Raw genomic sequence first — 15,759 nt, 5'->3', positions numbered from 1 at the left:
TTAATTTTTATAATGATATCTTTTACATTTTGTGGATTATGTTTTATGTTTGCTTTAAGCCAAAATAAGTATAGTTTATTAGAAAATTTTAATATAAAAAATTATTCAATAAAATATTTAATATTTGCAGTTATTATAATTTACATAACTATAAATAGAATAATATTTTATTTAAAAGATAGATTTATAATAAAAAATTTATTATATGATTTAGAAGTAAACATTAAAGATAATAATATAAAAGTTAAGGCTTTTTTAGATACAGGCAATGAATTAGTAGAACCAATAACACTTTTGCCAGTGATAATTTTAGAAAAATCCATTATACCAAATATAAATATTTCTGAAAAAGAAATGTTTAATATACCTTATGGATTAGTAAATGGACAAAATGGATATATGAAAGGTATAAAAGTAAATGAAGTAAAATTATATAAAAACAATGCTAGTGAAGCAATATCAAAACAAGCTATAATATGTTTTTGTAATAAAAAATTAAATATAAATGGGGAATATAAAGCTTTATTATCTAGAGGAATTATATAGGGGTGATTATTATGAGAAAAATAATATTATTAATAAATAAAGTTATTACAAAGTTTAAAATATTTTTCAAGCCAATATATTATGTAGGAGGCAATGATGTATTACCACCACCTTTAAGTAAGGATGAAGAAGAAGAATTAGTAAATGATTTAATAAAAGGAAATGAAAATATTAGAAGTATACTTATAGAAAGAAATTTAAGGCTTGTTGTATATATTGCTAGAAAATTTGAAAACACAGGAGTTGGAGTTGAAGATTTAATATCAGTTGGCACTATAGGGTTAATAAAAGCTGTAAATACATTTAATCCTGAAAAAAAAATAAAATTAGCTACTTATGCATCAAGATGTATAGAAAATGAAATATTAATGTATTTAAGAAGAAATAGTAAAGTTAAAGCAGAAATATCATTTTATGAACCATTAAATATTGATTGGGATGGAAACGAATTATTGCTTTCAGATATTTTAGGAACTGAAAACGATACTGTGTATAATTTGATTGAAGATGAAGTTGATAAAGAATTATTATTTACAGCTATGAAGAATCTTTCTAATAGAGAAAAAGAAATTGTACAATTAAGATTTGGTTTATATGGATATAAAGAAAAAACTCAAAAAGAAGTTGCAGATATGCTTGGTATATCACAATCTTATATATCTAGATTAGAGAAAAAAATAATTAAAAGATTGAAGAAAGAAATTAATAAAATGATTTAATAGTATAAAAAAAACCACCACAGGTAATAATTAAAATGCAGAAGGTAATTACTTCAAAGGGGTTGATTTAACTATGATGATAAACAAAGTGGAGATCTGTGGTGTAAACACATCAAAATTACCTGTATTAAAAGAAAAGGAAATGAGGGAACTCCTTTTAAAGATGAACAATGGAGATTACAGTGCTAGAGAGAAATTTATTAATGGTAATTTAAGATTAGTATTAAGTGTTATTCAAAGATTTAATAATAGAGGTGAAAATGTAGATGACTTATTTCAAGTAGGATGCATAGGATTAATGAAATCAATAGATAATTTTGATTTAAGTCAGAATGTAAAATTTTCAACTTATGCTGTACCTATGATTATAGGAGAAATAAGAAGATATTTAAGAGATAATAATTCCATAAGAGTTAGTAGATCATTAAGAGATATAGCTTATAGAGCATTATTAGTAAGGGATAAATTAGTTAATGATAATAATAAAGAACCTACTGTATCTCAAATAGCTAAAGAACTAAATATTCCAAGGGAAGAAGTTGTGTTTGCCTTAGATGCCATACAAGATCCAGTTTCATTATTTGAACCTATTTATCATGATGGTGGTGATGCTATTTATGTAATGGATCAAATAAGTGATTCAAAAAATCAAGATGAAAATTGGCTTGAAAACATATCTATTAAAGAAGCTATGAAAAAACTAAATGATCGAGAAAAATTAATTTTAACATTAAGATTTTTTAATGGAAGAACTCAAATGGAGGTTGCTGATGAAATAGGTATTTCTCAAGCACAAGTATCTAGGTTAGAAAAAATTGCATTGAAGCACATGAGAAAGTATGTATAGAGCTCTTAGGAGCTCTATTTTAATGTATTAATAATTATTATAGTAAAGTCATATATTTAAATTATAATAAATATATGGGAGGACATTATGGAAGAAATATTATTTTCATTAAATAATTTAAGATCAATGGAGGTGATAAATGTATTAGATGGAAAAAGATTAGGTTTTATAAATGATGTAAAAATTGATTGTGATGAAAATAGAATAATATCGCTTTTAATACCAGGAGAAAAAAGTTCATGGTTTTCTAAAGGAGATGCAATAGAAGTTCAATGGGAAAATGTTGAAAAAGTTGGGTTGGATGTTATTTTAGTAAATTTAGAAACCACTTATATAGAAAATAAAGATATGGATAAATATATATAGAAATTCATATTTAAAAAATGTATAATAGAAGTACTATTTATAGAAAAGCGAGGAAAAAAGAATGAGATGCCCTTATTGTTTTTATGAAGAAAGTAAGGTTGTAGACTCAAGAGCAGCAGAAGATTATACTTCTATTAGAAGGAGAAGAGAATGTTTAAAGTGCTCTAAGAGATATACAACTTATGAAAAGGTAGAAGATATACCTATATTAGTAATAAAAAAAGATTCTTCTAGAGAGAGTTTTAAAAAAGAAAAAATAATAAGTGGGCTTATAAAAGCTTGTCAAAAAAGACCAGTATCAAGAGCACAAATAGAAGCAATAGCTGAAGATATAGAAAAAAACATAAGCAATAATATGACTATTGAAATAAAGTCAGATTACATAGGTGAAATGGTTATGGAAAGACTTAAAAAGATTGACGAAGTTTCATATGTTAGGTTTGCTTCTGTGTATAGACAATTTAAAGATATAAATACTTTTATGGAAGAAATTAAAAATTTAATGAAATAGTTAACAGGATAACATATGATGAATATCATTTGTTATCCTGTTGTTAATTTAATAAAATTTCTTTTTAAAAAGTTTATGATAAAATTAATTTAATAAGTATTAATAGAAGAGGTGTCGTAAAATGAAAATTAAGAAATTAAAAGAAAGAGAATTTATAAGTAAAGTTGATGATAATATAAATATTTATTTTTCAACTGCTTTAAATAATATTAATTATAAAAAAGATACTATAGATGGAAAAGAAAATATTAAAAAATTAAATGAATTATTTAATTTACAAAAAATATATTATTTAAATCAGACTCATAGTGACATAGTTATTGATGCTACATGTGAGGAATTTTATGGAGATAAAGATGGAGATTCAATAATAACTAAAAATAAAAATTTAGCAATAGGTGTTTTTACTGCTGATTGTGTTCCGGTAATTATTTATGATAAAGAAAAATTAGTAGTTGCTGCGGTTCATAGTGGATGGAAAGGAACTTTTAATGAAATAGTAAAGAAAACATGTTTTATTATGAAAGATAAGTATAATTGTGAAAGCTTAAATATAATTATAGGACCTCATATTAAAAGTTGTTGTTATGAAGTAAGTGATGAATTACAGCAGAAATTTATAGAAAAGTTTGGTGAAGATGTTTGTAATAATAGGATGTTAAATTTAGAAAATTGCATTAAAAATGAACTTGAAAAAATTTCTTTTATAAAATGTATAGAAAGTGTTAATGTTTGTACTTATTGCAATTCAGATTTAGAGATGCATAGTTATAGAAAATTGAAAGAAAAAGCTGGAAGATTATTTTCTTTTATTTTTATAAAATAGGAGATAAAACATATGAAAAAAAGGATTATTTTATTTACAAGTATAGTTATAATATTTTCATTAACAGTTATGAGCAGTTTCTTTTTTGTTATATCTAATCATAGATACATAAAAACATCTAAAGAAATTTTAAAAGAATATAATGAAATTGTAAGTATATTAATAAGAAATGATAATAATGCACATTTACAAGAAAAATTAAAAAGTTTAGATAAAAGTGGTGTAAGGGTTACTTATATAAATAATAAAGGTAATGTAATATTTGATAATTATAAATATTGGAAAAGTATGGACAATCATTCTGATAGAGAAGAAATAATACAAGCAAAAAAGAATGGTTATGGTGAAAGTGTTAGATATAGTGAAGCATTAAAAAGCAATATGATATACTATGCATCTAAATTTAGTAATGGATCAGTTGTAAGAACTGCTATAAATATTGATAATTTTAATATGTTTGAAGGAAAAAATATTATATATTATATTATAGCATTAGTTTTATCTATTTTAATAGCTATTGGGTTATCTGTAAAAATTACAAATATAATAATAGATCCATTAAAAGAATTAGAATTTATAACATCTAGAATTGCTAATGGAGAATTAAATAGAAGGGTTACTATAAGAGAAATAAAAGAGTTAGCATCAGTTGGTGAAAGTTTTAATCACATGGCAAATAGATTAGAAGAAACTTTAGAAGATTCTTTAGACAAAAAAAATAAATTAGAAGCAATTCTTAAAAGTATGGATAGTGGAATAATAGCTATAGATAAAAATTTGAAAGTAATAATGATAAATCCCTATGCAAAAAAAATTTTTGGTATCTCAGAAAATATAATAGGTAAAAAAATAACTGAATATTTAAATAATAAAGAAGTTTTAAGAGCTATAAAAGAAAGAGTTGATTATGAAGAAGTATCAATTGATTATCCAGTATATAGAAATTTGAGAATTAAGACTGCTGAAATAATAAATGGATATGAACATATAGGAATTGTTGCGGTACTTTATGATATTACTAATTTTAAAAAGCTAGAAAATATGAGAACTCAATTTGTAGCTAATATATCTCATGAAATAAAAACTCCTTTAACTTCAATAAAAGGATTTGCAGAAACTTTAAAATATGTAGATGATGAAGAAACAAGACAAAAATTCCTTAATATAATAAATGATGAATCAGATAGATTAGCTCGTTTAATAGAAGATATATTAGTTTTATATGATATTGAACAAAAAAAAGATCCTGTTTTAGAAATGTTTTCAATAAATGAAGTTATAGATAATGTATATATGCTTGTAATGAATGAAGCTAATAAAAAAAATATATCTATTAAAACTGAATATAAAGATAACATTTGTATTGTAGGAGATAAAGATAAATTTAAACAAATGCTTTTAAATATTGTTTACAATGGAGTTAAATATACAGAAGAAGGAGGTCATATAAAAATAGCTTCATATATAAAAAATTCAAATTTAATAGTTAAGATAAGTGATACTGGTATAGGTATTTCAAAAGAAGATTTACCGCGTATATTTGAAAGATTTTATAGAGTGGACAAAGCAAGAAGTAGAGCTAGTGGAGGAACAGGATTAGGCCTAGCAATAGTAAAGCATATAGTTAATTTATTTGATGGTGAAATAACAGTAAAAAGTTCTTTAGGTAAAGGAACTATATTTACAATAGTTATTCCCATAAATATTTAAAAATAGATTTGATTTGCAAAATATGTATTGTGCATAATGTAAAATCAAATAAAATAATCTTAATTTAATGATTTATTTTTAAGTTTATGGTTAAGAATGTAAGTAATAAAAAATATTTAATAAGTTTTTAAAATAGTGGCTTAAAGGGTTTAAGCCTATAAGTTGACTATAATATGTAATTAAGGTAATATAACATAGATAGTATTAAATAGGAGTGACGCATATGAAAAATAAAATAGCTAAGGTATTACCAGGAGGAATTGGTGAAGAACTTGGCTTTGAAGAGGGAGATATACTACTATCAATTAATGGAACAGAAGTAAAAGATATAATAGATTATAAATTTTTATTAGCTGATGATTATGTGGAAGTAGAAATTTTGAAACCAAATGAAGAAATTTGGGAATTTGAAATAGAAAAAGAATATGGTGAAGACTTAGGAATTGAGTTTGAACAAGCAATCCTAGATAAAGCAAAAAGCTGTACTAATAAATGTATGTTTTGTTTTATAGATCAATTACCTAAAGGAATGAGAGAAACATTATATTTTAAAGATGATGATTCAAGATTATCATTTTTACAGGGCAACTTTGTAACTTTGACAAATATGAAAGATGAAGATATTGATAGAATAATAAAATATAGGATTAGCCCTATAAATGTTTCAGTACATACAACAAATCCAGAATTAAGAGTGAAAATGCTTAAAAATAGATTTGCAGGAAATATATATGAGAGATTAAAAAAATTAGCTGAAGCAGGAATAACTATAAATGCTCAAATTGTAACAGTTCCTAATGTTAATAATTCTAAGGAACTTAAAAGGACTATAGAAGATTTATATAAACTATATCCATCAGTACAAAATGTTGCTGCAGTTCCAATAGGTATTACTAAATTTAGAGAAGGTTTAGAATGTGTAGAAATTTACAATAAAGAAACGGCAAAAAATGAAATAAATATTGTAAAATCACTACAAACTAAATATATTAAAGAAATTGGAACCCCATTTATAAGATTATCAGATGAGTTCTATGTAATTGCAGAAGAAGAAATCCCTAATGCAGAATTCTATGAAGAATATGAGCAATTAGAAGACGGAGTAGGAATGATAAGACTACTAAGAAATACAATTGCTACTGATATTAATGCTTTAAGTAAAGGTAGTGGCAGTTTTACCATGATAACAGGAACATCTGCTTTTAATGAAATTAATAAGGTTTGTGAAATTATAAAAAAGAAAAATTCTAAGATAAAAATGGAATGTTATAAAATCATAAATGAATTTTTTGGAGAAACTATAACTGTAGCTGGTCTTTTGACCGGAAAAGATATTATTAATCAATTAAAAGGTAAAATTAAAACAGAATTTTTAATTATGTCAGATAATATGTTTAGAAAAGGTTATGAAATGGGAAGCATAGAAGATAAAATAATGCTTGATGATTTAAAGGTAAAGGATATTGAGAATGCTTTAGGGGTAAAGGTAATAATTTGTAATTATACAGGTGAAGATTTAATACAATTAATAAATGAACATTGTAAGGAGGAATAACATATGGGAAAACCATTAGTAGCCATAGTTGGAAGACCAAATGTAGGTAAGTCTACGTTATTTAATAGATTAGCGGGAAAAAGAATATCAATAGTTCAAGATACACCAGGAGTAACAAGAGATAGAGTGTATGCAGAATCAGAATGGTTAAATAATAAATTTACTATGATTGACACAGGTGGAATTGAACCTGAAAGTAGTGATATTATTATTAAACAAATGAGAAGACAGGCACAAATTGCTATAGAAATGGCTGATGTTATAGTTTTTATTGTTGATGGAAAAGAAGGGCTTACAGCAGCAGATTCAGAAGTAGCACAAATGCTTAGAAGAAGTAAGAAACCAATAGTTTTAGTGGTTAATAAAGTAGATAATCTTAAAGAAGAGGATAACTGTTATGAATTTTATAATTTAGGAATTGGTGATCCTGTAACAATATCAGCATCTCAAGGGTTAGGATTAGGAGATATGCTAGATGAAGTTGTTAAACATTTTGCTTTTTTAGATAATAGTGAAGAGGAAGAAGAGTATATAAAGATAGCAATGATAGGAAAGCCTAACGTTGGAAAATCATCTCTTATAAATAAATTATTAGGAGAAGATAGAGTTATAGTTAGTGATGTACCAGGAACAACAAGAGATGCTATTGATAGTTATTTAGAAACGGATGAAGGCAAGTTTATACTTATAGATACAGCTGGATTAAGAAGAAAAAGCAAAGTAAAAGAAGAGATAGAAAGATATAGTGTTATTAGAACGTATGCTGCTGTAGAAAGAGCAGATGTTTGTATACTTGTTATTGATGCAGAGCAAGGAATAACAGATCAGGATGAAAAAATAATAGGATATGCACATGAACTTAATAAAGCCATAATGGTTATAGTTAATAAATGGGATTTAGTTGCTAAAGACGATAAAACTTTATCTAAATATCAAAAAGATTTACAATTTAACCTTAAGTTTATGCCTTATGCACAATATTTATTTATATCTGCTTTAACAGGTCAAAGAGTACATAAAGTTTTATCTATAGCTAAAGGATGTTATGATAATTACTCTAAGAGAATATCAACAGGTATATTAAATGAAGTTATTAATAAAGCTGTACTTATGAAAGAACCTCCAGTAGTAGGATTAAAAAGATTAAAAATATATTATGCAACACAAGTTGCTACAAAACCACCTAAGTTTTTATTTTTTGTAAATGATCCTAATGCATCACACTTCTCTTATGAAAGATATTTAGAAAATCAATTAAGAGAAAGTTTTGATTTTAAAGGAACGGGTATAGAAGTAGAATATAGACAAAGAAAGGAGTAAGATTTATGAGTAAAGTGACTTTTTTAGGAGCAGGTAGCTTTGGAACATCATTGGCTATATTATTAGCTAATAAAGGGAATAAAGTTTCACTTTGGGATAGACAAAAAGATGTGGTAGAGGATATAAATATCAATAGGAAAAATGATAAATATATAAAAGATTTAACTATTCCTACTAATGTCACAGCTTATGAAAATATAGATAAAGCTCTTGAAGATTGTGAGTATTTGGTGTTAGCTATACCATCACATGTTATAAGAACAATGTGTAAAAATATTAAAAAGAAAATAAATAAAAATACTATAATAATAAATATCGCTAAAGGGATAGAAGAAGGTACTAATTTAAGATTATCTCAAGTTATAAATGAAGAATTACCAGAAAATCATATTGTTGTATTATCAGGTCCAAGTCATGCCGAAGAAGTAGCTATGGGGATACCAACAACTTTAGTTGCTAGTTCTAAGGAAATGAAATATGCTGAATTAGTTCAAGATTTATTTATGTGTAAAAACTTTAGAGTGTACACTAATGATGATATTGTTGGAGTTGAAATAGGTGGAGCTGTTAAGAATATAATAGCTTTAGCAGCTGGTGTATCTGATGGAATAGGATATGGAGATAATTCTAAAGCAGCTTTAATGACAAGAGGAATGGCTGAAATAGCAAGAATAGGAATAAAGATGGGTGGAAAAGCAGAAACTTTCTTCGGTTTAACAGGAATGGGCGATTTAATAGTAACATGTACTAGTATGCATTCTAGAAATAGAAGAGCTGGGATTTTGTTAGGTCAAGGTAAAAGTGTAAGTGAAGCAGTAGAAGAAGTAGGTATGGTAGTTGAAGGAATTAAAGCATGTAAGGCCTTTTATGAATTAAAAGAAAAACAAGGTATAAATATGCCCATAACGGACATATCTTATAAAGTGTTATTTAATGGAAAAGATCCTAAAGAAGCTGTAAAAGAACTTATGGAAAGAGATAAAACAAGAGAAAGTATATAAATACTATTTTATATAAGGATACTTAAAAAGTTATTAAACTTTTTTGGTATCCTTTTTTATTTGAATGCATATATATTAAATTGTAAAGGAGATTAATTTTATTAAGTTAAAAAAGTAAATAAATCTATTTTTCTTTAAAAAATAGTATACTTTTTCTTGAAAAATAATATATATATAGTGTTAAAATAATAAATTTAGGAGGTTGTATCTTGGAGGACTTTAATATATATAAAGATATTTCGGAAAGAACTCAAGGTGACATTTATGTAGGTGTGGTTGGTCCCGTTAGAACAGGAAAATCTACATTTATAAAAAGATTCATGGATATTATGGTTATACCTAAGATAGAAAATAGTTATAAAAAAGAAAGAGCTAAAGATGAGTTGCCACAAAGTGGATCAGGAAAAACTATTCATACTACGGAACCAAAGTTTGTTCCCAATGAAGCAATAGAAATAAATTTGCATGAGGGAATAAAATTTAATGTAAGAATGGTTGATTGTGTTGGATATATAGTAAAAGGAGCTCAGGGATATTTTGATGGTGAAGATTCTAAAATGGTTCATACTCCATGGTTTGATTATGAAATACCATTTGAAGATGCAGCAGAAATAGGAACTAGAAAAGTAATTACAGACCATTCAACTATAGGATTTGTTATCACTACTGATGGTAGTATAACGGGAATTAATAGAAATGATTACTTAGAAGCAGAAGAAAGAGTAGTTAATGAGTTAAAATCTATAGAAAAACCATTTATAATTGTACTTAATACATCAATGCCAAATGCTACTGAGACAGTAAATTTAAGAAAAGAAATGGAAGAGAAATATGGTGTTCCAGTTCAAATTATGGATATAGCAAATATGAATGAAATAGATATAGGCAATTTATTTATAAAAGTACTTAAAGAATTTCCAGTGAAAGAAATAAACATTGATATGCCAGAATGGATTGAAAAATTAGATCCAAATCACTGGTTAAAAATAAACTTTTTAAACATAGTAAAAGATATGTGCAAGAACATATTTAAAGTAAGAGATATAAAAAGTTGTCTTGATTCATATAGAAATGAAGATTTTTTAGGTCTTACAGAAATATGCGAAACAGATTTAGGCAATGGAATAGCTAGGGTGAAAATTGATCCTGAAAAAGGAATATTCTATAGAATTGTTAGTGAATTATGTAATTCAGAGTTAAAAGATGAAAGTGATTTATTAGCTTTAATAAAGGAATTATATAGAGATAAAGTTGAATATGATAAAGTTTCTGAAGCTATAAAAGATGTAAGAGAAACAGGGTATGGATTAGTGGCACCTCAATTATCAGAAATGAAATTTGAAAAACCAGATATATATAAACAAGGTTCTAAATATGTAGTAAAATTAAAAGCAAGTGCACCAAGTTTACATTTAATAAAAGCTGATATACAAACAGAGATTTGCCCTATAATGGGAAGTGAAAAGGAGACTCAAGAGGTATTTAAAGCTTTACTTGAACAGTTTGAAAGTGATCCAGAAAAATTATGGCAAAGCAATATGTTTGGAAAATCATTAGAAATGTTAGTAAAAGAAGGTCTTCAAAATAAATTATACAAAATGCCAGAAGATATACAAGCTAAAATACAAAAAACATTACAAAAGATTATAAATGAAGGCGATGGTAATTTAATTTGTATAATTTTCTAGATTAAATATGTTTAATATATTATGAAAGAGGATTAAATAAGGAACGCAAATAGTTATAAATTAATTTGTGTTCTTTATTTTTTTATTAAGTTTTAAGGAGAGTGCTATGGAATTAATAAAAATATTTATATTAAAATGTACAAAATTAGGAAATACATTTGGATTTGGATTTTGGGAAGGATTAATAATTTATAGTACTATTTTTTTTATGATTTTAATAAAATTTATAGATTTTTTTGACAAACAAAGAAAGAAAAAAAATAAATGATAGTTAAACACATATGATGTATAATTAAAAATATTAATGAAAGCATAATTTATTAAATTAATTTATGTGATTATGAAATATATTAATTGGAGGGATAAAATGAAAAAAATAGCAATTATTTTTAATGGCGGAACTATATCTATGAAAGTAGATGAAAGGATAAAAGCAGCAGTTCCTAGTTTAACTGGTGAAGAGATAATGGCCATGGTTACAGGAATAGAAAACTATGCTAAAGTAGAGTCACATAATTTTTCATCTTTACCAAGTCCACATATGACTCCAAAAATTATGTTGAATTTATCTAAATTTATAAATGCTTTGATAGATAGAGATGATATAGACGGAGTTGTAGTAACTCATGGAACAGATACTTTAGAAGAAACAGCATATCTTGTAAGTTTAACAATAAATACTCAAAAGTCTATAGTATTTACAGGTGCTATGAGAAGCAGTTCAGAATTAGGATATGATGGTCCGTCTAATTTAGCAGCATCTATATGTACAGCTACTGCAGAAGAATCAAAAGGAAGAGGGGTTCTTATATGTTTTAATGGAGAACTAAATAGTGCTACAGAAGTAACTAAAGCAAATTCTATGGCATTAAATGCTTTTAAAACTCCAAGTTTTGGACCTATAGGAATTGTAGATAATAATAAAGTTATATTTTATAGAAATGCAATGAAAGAAGATTATATACCAGTAGAAAAAATAGATAAAAAGGTTGCCATAATAAAATGTGCTGCTGGAATGGATTCAGATTTTTTAAATTATTGTATTGAATCAGGTTATGATGGTATAGTAATAGAAGCACTAGGTAGAGGTAATATACCACCAAAGATGGTTAATGGAGTTCAATCAGCAATAAAAAAAGGAATAATAATTGTTATAACTTCAAGATGTTTTGAAGGAAGAGTTTTTGATTCTTATGGATATGAAGGAGGAGGGAAACAATTAAGAGATTTAGGGGTTATATTGGGAGAAAATTTACCAAGTCAAAAGGCGAGAATAAAGTTATTAACATTATTATGTTTTAATAAAGACATTAGATATATAAAGCATAGTTTTGAAAAAGATAGATATAAATAAAATAATAAATATACATAGATTTATAAATATGAACAAAATATGAACAAAATATTGACATGAATAAATTAATAAAGTAAAGTTAATTTCATAAACATTTAAGGAGGAGCTCTTATATGGTTAAAAGTATGACTGGTTTTGGAAGAGCAACAAGTGAAGAGGGAAAAGAAAGAAGCTTTTCTTTAGAGATAAAAAGTGTAAATCATAGATACCTAGATATAAATATAAGAATGCCTAGAAGTATGATTTCTCTTGAAGAAAAAATAAGAAAAATTGTATCAGAAAGATTAAATAGAGGTAAGGTAGATATATTTATAAATTGTAAAAATTATGGAAAAGGGAATGACGTTGCCAAGTTAAATAGTGAATTTGCTGAAAGTTACATAGCTTGTTTAGAAGAATTACAACAAAAATTTGGTTTTTTAAAAAATGATTTAACTTTATCTTTAGTAGCTAAACATCCAGAGATTATAGTTGTTGAAGAAAAAGAAGAAAATTTAGAGGAAGCATGGAATGAAATTAATTTATTGCTTAAAGAAGCTTTAGACAATATGATACAAATGAGATCTATAGAGGGCGAAAAATTAGCAGAAGATATTTTGTTGAAATGTAATTTTATTGAAAGCTCAGTTAAGAGAATTGAAGAAAAATCTGATACTTTAGTTGGAATTTATAAAATTAAACTAGAAGAGAAGATAAAAGAATTATTAACTAATGTTGAAATAGATGAAAATAGAATAGCCATGGAAGTAGCTATATTTGCTGATAAAGCTACTATTGATGAAGAAATAATAAGATTAAACAGTCATATTTCACAATTAAGAGAAACTTTAACTTTAAAAGATTCAATAGGAAGAAAACTTGATTTTATTATACAAGAAATGAATAGGGAAACCAACACTATTGCATCTAAATCTACGGATATAGAAATAACTAATATAGTTATAGATATAAAAAATATTATTGAAAAAATTAGAGAGCAAATTCAAAACATGGAATAATCAGGAGGAATAATATGGGCATCAAATTAATTAATATTGGTTTTGGAAATATAGTATCTGCTAATAGATTGGTAGCTATTGTAAGTCCTGAATCAGCACCAATAAAAAGAATAATTCAAGAAGCAAGAGATAGAGGTATGCTAATTGATGCTACTTATGGAAGAAGAACAAGAGCAGTAATAATTACAGATTCAGATCATGTAATTCTTTCAGCAGTTCAACCAGAGACAGTAGCACATAGATTGTCAACTAAAGAAGAAGTTGTAGAAGAGGATGATGAATAGAATGAACAAAGGTGTATTAATAGTTATATCAGGTCCTTCGGGGGCAGGAAAAGGAACTATTTGTAAAGCCCTTTTAGAAAAAAATGAAGATATTTTCATATCAGTTTCAGCAACAACTAGAAATCCTAGAGAAGGAGAAGTTGATGGAGTAAACTATCATTTCTTAAGTAAAGAACAATTTTTAAGAAGAGTTGAAGAAGATGACTTCTTAGAGTGGGCTGAAGTTTATGGAAATTATTATGGAACTCCTAAATCTAATGTTGAAAAATTATTAGATGAAGGAAAAAATGTAATTCTTGAAATTGATATTCAAGGTGCTTTAAAGGTTAAAGAAAAAGCAAGAGAAGGAGTATTTATATTTATATTACCTCCTTCAATGGAAGAGTTAAAACAAAGAATAATAAAAAGAGGTAGTGAGACTCCTGAAAGTTTAATGACTAGATTTAAGTCAGCATATCAGGAAATAAATTACGTTTCAAAGTATAACTATGCAGTAGTTAATGATAACGTAGAAGATGCCGTTAATAAAATTGAAAGTGTATTAATAGCAGAAAAATGCAGAGTGGATAGATTAAAAGAAACAATATTAGAGTCAAAGGAGGACATTATTCATGAGCAACTCTATGATTAATCCATCAATAGTTGATTTATTAGAAAAGGTAGATAATAGATATTCATTAGTTATAATAACTTCAAAAAGAGCAAGACAAATTATAGATGGTGCTGAACAATTTGTTTCAGTAGAATCTAATAAACCATTAACAATTGCTATAAATGAAGTTAATGAAGACTTTGTTCAATATGAGCAAGTGAAAGAAGGCATAAAGTAAAATGAATAAAAAATGTGTTGTAGTAGGAGTTTCAGGGGGAATTGCTGTTTATAAAGCATTAGATGTTATAAGTAAACTAAAGAAGAAAGATATTGATGTACATGTAATAATGACTAAGTCAGCAGAAGAATTTGTAACCCCTTTATCATTTCAATCTTTAAGTCAAAACATGGTTATAACAGATATGTTTGCTGAACCTAAAGCTTGGGAAATACAACATATTTCATTAGCGCAAAAAGCTGATTTAATTTTAATTGTTCCAGCTACAGCTAATATAATAGGTAAAATAGCTAATGGAATAGCAGATGATATGTTATCAACAACTATAATGGCCACTAAAAGTCCAGTTATTTTTTGTCCAGCTATGAATACCAATATGTATGAAAATCCTATTGTTCAAAGCAATATATCTAAATTAATTAGTTATGGATATAATTTTATAGAACCAGCTAGTGGTAGATTAGCTTGTGGTGATATAGGAAAAGGTAAATTGCAAGATACAGATGTAATTGTAGATTGTGTTTTACAAAAGCTAAATGATAAAAAAGATTTAGTTGGGAAAAAAGTATTAATAACAGCAGGTCCAACTATTGTGCCTATAGATCCTGTAAGATATTTAACTAATAAATCTTCAGGTAAAATGGGATATGCTATTGCAGAAGAAGCTAGAGATAGAGGAGCAGATGTTACTCTTATAACAGGACCAACTAACTTAAAAATGCCTTATGGTGTTAAAGTTATTAGTATAACTACTAATAATGAAATGCATGAAGCAGTGTTAAAAGAATTTGAAGAAGCACATATTGTTATTAAATCAGCTGCAGTAGCTGATTATAAAAGTAAAAAATACAGTAATGAAAAAATTAAAAAAAGTAATGGTGAATTATCATTAGCATTAGAACGAGATATAGATATATTAAAAGCTTTAGGACAAAGAAAAAAAGAACAAATTTTAATAGGATTTGCTGCAGAGAGTAGCAATTTATTAGATAATGCCAAAGAAAAATTAGTAAGAAAAAATTTGGATTTTATAGTAGCTAATGATATAACTTCTCATGATACAGGATTTGCTTCAAATGAAAATAAAGTTGTTATTATAGATAAACAAGGAAAGTTTAATCATTTGGAGAAGATGTCTAAAAGAGAAGTAGCAAAAAATATATTTGATATGATAAAAGGGCGCTGATTTGCGCCTTTTTATTTC

At 26.1% G+C, this 15,759-nt stretch carries 18 protein-coding genes; all 18 read left to right on the top strand.

The features are described from left to right. Window positions 1–546, top strand: a 546-nt coding sequence (locus GBZ86_RS01640; RefSeq protein WP_152887124.1) for a sigma-E processing peptidase SpoIIGA, incomplete at its 5' end; no start/stop codon positions are given. 11 nt (window positions 547–557) lie between these two features. After that, window positions 558–1,265: an RNA polymerase sporulation sigma factor SigE gene (sigE, locus tag GBZ86_RS01635; protein WP_152887122.1), complete on the top strand. Its 708-nt coding sequence runs from the start codon at window positions 558–560 to the stop codon at window positions 1,263–1,265. Between the two features lie 73 nt (window positions 1,266–1,338). Further along, window positions 1,339–2,112 carry an RNA polymerase sporulation sigma factor SigG gene (gene sigG, locus GBZ86_RS01630; protein ID WP_152887120.1) on the top strand — a complete coding sequence of 258 codons (774 nt, stop codon included), beginning with the start codon at window positions 1,339–1,341 and terminating at the stop codon, window positions 2,110–2,112. A gap of 87 nt (window positions 2,113–2,199) precedes the next feature. Beyond that, window positions 2,200–2,478: a YlmC/YmxH family sporulation protein gene (locus tag GBZ86_RS01625; RefSeq protein WP_152887118.1), complete on the top strand. Its 279-nt coding sequence runs from the start codon at window positions 2,200–2,202 to the stop codon at window positions 2,476–2,478. Window positions 2,479–2,539: 61 nt separating this feature from the next. After that, the gene (gene nrdR / locus GBZ86_RS01620; protein ID WP_152887116.1) at window positions 2,540–2,989 is read left to right on the top strand and encodes a transcriptional regulator NrdR; all 450 of its coding nucleotides are present in this window, start codon (window positions 2,540–2,542) and stop codon (window positions 2,987–2,989) included. Between the two features lie 121 nt (window positions 2,990–3,110). Beyond that, the gene (pgeF, locus tag GBZ86_RS01615; protein WP_152887114.1) at window positions 3,111–3,815 is read left to right on the top strand and encodes a peptidoglycan editing factor PgeF; all 705 of its coding nucleotides are present in this window, start codon (window positions 3,111–3,113) and stop codon (window positions 3,813–3,815) included. A 12-nt stretch (window positions 3,816–3,827) separates the two neighbouring features. Next, window positions 3,828–5,525 (top strand): two-component system histidine kinase PnpS, encoded by a 1,698-nt coding sequence (gene pnpS / locus GBZ86_RS01610; RefSeq protein WP_152887112.1) that lies wholly within the window; start codon window positions 3,828–3,830, stop codon window positions 5,523–5,525. A 223-nt stretch (window positions 5,526–5,748) separates the two neighbouring features. Further along, a complete protein-coding gene (locus GBZ86_RS01605; protein ID WP_152887110.1) occupies window positions 5,749–7,080 on the top strand; it encodes a DUF512 domain-containing protein in 1,332 nt (443 codons plus the stop codon). 3 nt (window positions 7,081–7,083) lie between these two features. Continuing rightward, window positions 7,084–8,400 (top strand): ribosome biogenesis GTPase Der, encoded by a 1,317-nt coding sequence (der, locus tag GBZ86_RS01600; RefSeq protein WP_152887108.1) that lies wholly within the window; start codon window positions 7,084–7,086, stop codon window positions 8,398–8,400. 5 nt (window positions 8,401–8,405) lie between these two features. Further along, on the top strand, window positions 8,406–9,401 hold the full coding sequence (locus GBZ86_RS01595; RefSeq protein WP_152887106.1) for an NAD(P)H-dependent glycerol-3-phosphate dehydrogenase: 996 nt from the start codon (window positions 8,406–8,408) through the stop codon (window positions 9,399–9,401). A gap of 209 nt (window positions 9,402–9,610) precedes the next feature. Beyond that, on the top strand, window positions 9,611–11,089 hold the full coding sequence (gene spoIVA, locus GBZ86_RS01590; protein ID WP_152887104.1) for a stage IV sporulation protein A: 1,479 nt from the start codon (window positions 9,611–9,613) through the stop codon (window positions 11,087–11,089). Window positions 11,090–11,195: 106 nt separating this feature from the next. After that, window positions 11,196–11,357, top strand: coding sequence for a hypothetical protein (locus tag GBZ86_RS16920; protein WP_170272129.1), 162 nt, complete (start codon window positions 11,196–11,198; stop codon window positions 11,355–11,357). 99 nt (window positions 11,358–11,456) lie between these two features. Next, complete coding sequence (locus GBZ86_RS01585; protein ID WP_152887102.1) at window positions 11,457–12,443, top strand: asparaginase; 987 nt, start codon at window positions 11,457–11,459, stop codon at window positions 12,441–12,443. Window positions 12,444–12,556: 113 nt separating this feature from the next. Continuing rightward, window positions 12,557–13,441, top strand: a complete 885-nt coding sequence (locus tag GBZ86_RS01580) for a YicC/YloC family endoribonuclease (protein ID WP_152887100.1) — start codon at window positions 12,557–12,559, stop codon at window positions 13,439–13,441. Window positions 13,442–13,455: 14 nt separating this feature from the next. Beyond that, entirely contained in the window at window positions 13,456–13,725 is a 270-nt protein-coding gene (gene remA, locus GBZ86_RS01575; protein ID WP_152887098.1) for an extracellular matrix/biofilm regulator RemA, read from the top strand. Further along, window positions 13,718–14,356, top strand: coding sequence for a guanylate kinase (gene gmk / locus GBZ86_RS01570; RefSeq protein ID WP_152887126.1), 639 nt, complete (start codon window positions 13,718–13,720; stop codon window positions 14,354–14,356). The genes remA and gmk overlap by 8 nt, the downstream gene beginning before the upstream one ends. Beyond that, window positions 14,337–14,555: a DNA-directed RNA polymerase subunit omega gene (gene rpoZ / locus GBZ86_RS01565; protein WP_152887096.1), complete on the top strand. Its 219-nt coding sequence runs from the start codon at window positions 14,337–14,339 to the stop codon at window positions 14,553–14,555. The genes gmk and rpoZ overlap by 20 nt, the downstream gene beginning before the upstream one ends. Window position 14,556: 1 nt before the next feature. Beyond that, window positions 14,557–15,741 carry a bifunctional phosphopantothenoylcysteine decarboxylase/phosphopantothenate--cysteine ligase CoaBC gene (gene coaBC, locus GBZ86_RS01560; RefSeq protein WP_152887094.1) on the top strand — a complete coding sequence of 395 codons (1,185 nt, stop codon included), beginning with the start codon at window positions 14,557–14,559 and terminating at the stop codon, window positions 15,739–15,741. Window positions 15,742–15,759 lie beyond the last annotated feature (18 nt).

The sequence above is a fragment of the Clostridium tarantellae genome, assembly GCF_009295725.1.
Lineage (GTDB): Bacteria > Bacillota > Clostridia > Clostridiales > Clostridiaceae > Sarcina > Sarcina tarantellae.
This window is presented reverse-complemented; position numbering and strand designations above follow the sequence as displayed.

Coding starts and splice junctions, on each gene's coding strand:
- nrdR (WP_152887116.1), top strand. CDS start 2,540: ATGAGATGCCCTTATTGTTTTTATGAAGAAAGTAAGGTTGTAGACTCA.
- GBZ86_RS01625 (WP_152887118.1), top strand. CDS start 2,200: ATGGAAGAAATATTATTTTCATTAAATAATTTAAGATCAATGGAGGTG.
- pgeF (WP_152887114.1), top strand. CDS start 3,111: ATGAAAATTAAGAAATTAAAAGAAAGAGAATTTATAAGTAAAGTTGAT.
- GBZ86_RS16920 (WP_170272129.1), top strand. CDS start 11,196: ATGGAATTAATAAAAATATTTATATTAAAATGTACAAAATTAGGAAAT.
- remA (WP_152887098.1), top strand. CDS start 13,456: ATGGGCATCAAATTAATTAATATTGGTTTTGGAAATATAGTATCTGCT.
- sigG (WP_152887120.1), top strand. CDS start 1,339: ATGATGATAAACAAAGTGGAGATCTGTGGTGTAAACACATCAAAATTA.
- GBZ86_RS01605 (WP_152887110.1), top strand. CDS start 5,749: ATGAAAAATAAAATAGCTAAGGTATTACCAGGAGGAATTGGTGAAGAA.
- coaBC (WP_152887094.1), top strand. CDS start 14,557: ATGAATAAAAAATGTGTTGTAGTAGGAGTTTCAGGGGGAATTGCTGTT.
- GBZ86_RS01585 (WP_152887102.1), top strand. CDS start 11,457: ATGAAAAAAATAGCAATTATTTTTAATGGCGGAACTATATCTATGAAA.
- GBZ86_RS01580 (WP_152887100.1), top strand. CDS start 12,557: ATGGTTAAAAGTATGACTGGTTTTGGAAGAGCAACAAGTGAAGAGGGA.
- gmk (WP_152887126.1), top strand. CDS start 13,718: ATGAATAGAATGAACAAAGGTGTATTAATAGTTATATCAGGTCCTTCG.
- rpoZ (WP_152887096.1), top strand. CDS start 14,337: ATGAGCAACTCTATGATTAATCCATCAATAGTTGATTTATTAGAAAAG.
- sigE (WP_152887122.1), top strand. CDS start 558: ATGAGAAAAATAATATTATTAATAAATAAAGTTATTACAAAGTTTAAA.
- der (WP_152887108.1), top strand. CDS start 7,084: ATGGGAAAACCATTAGTAGCCATAGTTGGAAGACCAAATGTAGGTAAG.
- pnpS (WP_152887112.1), top strand. CDS start 3,828: ATGAAAAAAAGGATTATTTTATTTACAAGTATAGTTATAATATTTTCA.
- GBZ86_RS01595 (WP_152887106.1), top strand. CDS start 8,406: ATGAGTAAAGTGACTTTTTTAGGAGCAGGTAGCTTTGGAACATCATTG.